Annotated in this window: 4 protein-coding genes; 3 read left to right on the top strand and 1 reads right to left on the bottom strand. The window is 38.3% G+C overall.

What is annotated here, in order from left to right:
* Positions 1-215: hypothetical protein (locus tag IEY53_RS35645; RefSeq protein WP_229696538.1), on the top strand; the 215-nt coding region annotated here is incomplete at its 5' end.
* Positions 216-321: 106 nt separating this feature from the next.
* On the opposite strand, the gene pyrH is transcribed toward IEY53_RS35645, so the two are convergent.
* Positions 322-1,059 carry a UMP kinase gene (gene pyrH, locus IEY53_RS34655; protein ID WP_189032885.1) on the bottom strand — a complete coding sequence of 246 codons (738 nt, stop codon included), beginning with the start codon at positions 1,057-1,059 and terminating at the stop codon, positions 322-324.
* Positions 1,060-1,771: 712 nt separating this feature from the next.
* Here pyrH and IEY53_RS34650 point away from each other — a divergent pair.
* Positions 1,772-2,554 carry a GNAT family N-acetyltransferase gene (locus IEY53_RS34650; RefSeq protein WP_189032883.1) on the top strand — a complete coding sequence of 261 codons (783 nt, stop codon included), beginning with the start codon at positions 1,772-1,774 and terminating at the stop codon, positions 2,552-2,554.
* Between the two features lie 261 nt (positions 2,555-2,815).
* The gene (locus IEY53_RS34645) at positions 2,816-3,232 is read left to right on the top strand and encodes a YjdF family protein (protein WP_189032881.1); all 417 of its coding nucleotides are present in this window, start codon (positions 2,816-2,818) and stop codon (positions 3,230-3,232) included.
* Positions 3,233-3,404: the final 172 nt, after the last annotated feature.

Here is a 3,404-nt window from a genome sequence, read left to right as displayed (position 1 = left end):
GGCGCTCGTTTTTGTGCAAAGACCAAATTATTCATTCTACAGGAATTCTAACGGGAAACGTTAGCACCATTGAAAATAGTCAGCCGAGATCATCGGTTGACTGTTCAGCTAACGGGCAGTTTAGCGCAACAACGCCTTATATTTATGATACGGATCACCGTAATGTATCTAAACACAAAGTAGAGTTTGACCACAAAATATACATCAGTATATAAAGACAAAGCCACTCCTGACAAATGGAGTGGTTTCTTTGGATAGAACTTCTCTTTTATGGAACTATCGTTCCGCTAAATCAAGGGGGAGTAGTATTTCTAACATATTTTATTCCAACTCTAAAACTGATTCGCCACTAATTATCGTACCGTTATTCTTACCTTCACAAATTTCTTTCATCGAGCCTGGTTTATCGAAGTTAAACACATGCATTGGCAGATTGTAGTCTCTTGCCAAAATGAAAGCTGATTGGTCCATTACCTTTAAGTTTTGTTTTAAAACGTCGTTGTAATGAAGCGAACGAAATTTCCTTGCATCTTTATCATATTTAGGGTCTGCATTAAGAACACCATCAACACCTTGTTTTGCAACTAATAAAGCATCACAATTAACCTCGATGGCTCTTTGTACTGAAGGATAGTCTGTTGTAACGTAAGGTTGACCGTTCCCCCCTGCAAAAATTACAATATAGCCTTTTTCTAGATGGTGGATTGCTCTTAGACGGATGTATGGTTCTGCAACTGAAGTAATAGGTATTGCCGTCATTACCCGTACTTCCTTTTTGGTCTTGGCTTTAAGAACTCCACGAAGCATTAAACTATTTACTACAGTCGCAAGCGTTCCAATGTTATCAGCTTCTGCCCTTTCTATCCCCCAGCTTTCCGCCATATTACCTCTGAAAATATTACCCCCACCTATAACTAACGATACTTCAACGCCTAAGTTTACTACTGACATAATTTCATCCGCGATATGGTCTAACCTTTCTGGCTCAAAACCAAATTCAGAGTTTCCTGCGACTGCTCCACCACTTAGCTTAACGAGAACCCTTTTATACCTTGACAATTATTACACCCCCATAAAATAAAAACACTAAAGCAATATATGCTTTAGTGTCCTAATGGAATGGAAATATGAAAATACGCAAGTCGACTGAATGTAAGTCTTCCGTTTCCACCTCATACTCCCACTCCTTCCATGTTTTTTCCATCAACTAATTTTACATTACGTGAAGGTAAATTGCAATTACCGTAACCTACATATTTTACTTGTTATCGTATCGCTTTAAATTATATTCAAAGTCGGTCGATGGATGTGCATATGGCATTTCTAAAAACACCAAACATAAAAAAGATGTAACCCCCCCCACCCTTACCACCTCGTCAGACCGCCTAGAATCCAATCTGACGTGTTTTATACATTGCTCCCTTATGGGTTAAGGACAATCATTAGAAGCCAACACATACCCGCTTCCGCACCTAATTGAGCATGTCAAAAAGTATACTTTTGGTGACTCTGCATTTTGCGAACTATACTGTGTGTCGTAAACATAGATAAACATTTTGAAACGATTCATATTTAGGACACCATATTTTGAAATACAAAATCAACCAACAAATCTGATATGATATGATATGATATAGGCTAATTTACGGTGAACCGTACCATAGATGACAGGTCATCATTACGCTAACGGGCAGTATAGTTGAATACTGTTAGCTGAATGATAAAGGATTATTTATCCAATTTATAGAATCTTATAAATAAAGTATTGGGGGTGGTATTTCTGATTGAAATTATTGATATCAATCAAGAAAATATTCATGAAAAAGGATTTTTTTGTATGAGAAGCAAACCTAAATCTCAGGGTTATCAAAAGAAGCTGGCTTGGTTGAATGAGAGGTTTCAAGAAGGTTTGCACCTAAAAATTATTGAGGACAATGGACATCCTAAAGGGTTTATTGAATATATTCCGAGCGAGTATAACTGGAGAGGGATATGTGGAACAAATTACATGGTCATCCATTGTCTTTGGATTGTTGGGAAAGGAAAAGGCAAGGGATACGGTTCCTCACTACTAAATGCATGTTTAAATCATGCGAAAACACTAAATAAATCAGGTGTTGCAATGGTTACAAGTTCAGAAACTTGGCTATCAGATAAATCATTCTTCATCAAATATGGTTTTAAATCAGTCGATATTGCACCGCCTTGCTTTGAGTTAATTGTTAATAGTTTCGATAATCATTCAATACCTCATTTTAATCATGGTTGGGAACAAAGGGCTGAAAAATATTCACAAGGAATTACTATTATCCGAGCCGACCAGTGCCCATATTTTGAGGAAGCTGTTAATTTAATCTTAGAGGTTGCTTCTGAAAGAGAAATACCTTCGAAAGTAATCCATATAGAAAACTGTAAAGATGCACAGAATGCCCCCTCTGCGTATGGAGTGTTTAATATACTTTTGAATGGAGAGCTCCTCACATATCATCCAATTAATAAACGAGAACTGAATAAATTACTGGATAATTATGAGTCAAAAAGATTGAATGGCTGACGTGAAAACTAATCTGCAACTAAACTAACGGGACACGATAGTTTAACCATGACAAGGCTGCCAGTACGATTAGCAGCCTTGCTGCGCTAACGGGCAGGTTAGTTGAACGGTTTAACAATTGTGAAATATGTGATATAACCATAAAGGAGTGTAAAAACACAGATCGGTTGGTAGTCCGGTCGCACAGGGTTAGCCCTAGTGTCAGTGACCTTCCCCCCTCGGGATGTCCATCACTCCAGTATAAACAGAGGGGGAGTAAGTGTGAAGCTTACCATATTGTTTGATGAAAGTTGTAAGTACTGGATTGGTGTGATTGAGCAGGAAGAACAGGGACGTCTGAAAGCTTACCGTCATATTTTTGGTAACGAGCCAAAGGATTCTGAGATATTAGAGTTCGTTGGCGAGAAAATGATGGAATTGATGAACCTTACGAAGGTAGGGACGGATGCAAAGCAAAGTAAAAGCACTCGAGTAAGTCCGAAAAGACTAGCTCGCCAGGCGTCTAAGGAGATTGCGCAACGAGGTTTATCTTGCCATGCTCAGGAGGCAATAAAGCTGGACCTCGAATCCAGGAAACTGCAACGAAAAGTGCATAATCGTCAACAAATTCTTGAAGAAAATGAAAGAAAATATCAACTTAGAGTTCAAAAAGCTAAGAAGAAGCACAGGGGTAAATAGTCAAAAACAAACTAGCGTCTCAGAGGAAGCACGTCTAATAGACTTGCTTCTTTTTTCTTAACTCTCTATGAGCTAAGCTAAAAACGTTTGATCGTTCATTAAACTAACGGGGAACGATAGTTCAGAACAACACTGCGGCAGCTGATCAAAAAATTAGCTGCCTCTTTTGTTG

The sequence above is a fragment of the Paenibacillus albidus genome (assembly GCF_014644435.1).
Taxonomy (GTDB): Bacteria; Bacillota; Bacilli; order Paenibacillales; family Paenibacillaceae; genus Paenibacillus_AQ; species Paenibacillus_AQ albidus.
Note: the sequence above shows the minus strand (reverse complement) of the source record. Positions and strands in the feature narration are given on the sequence as shown.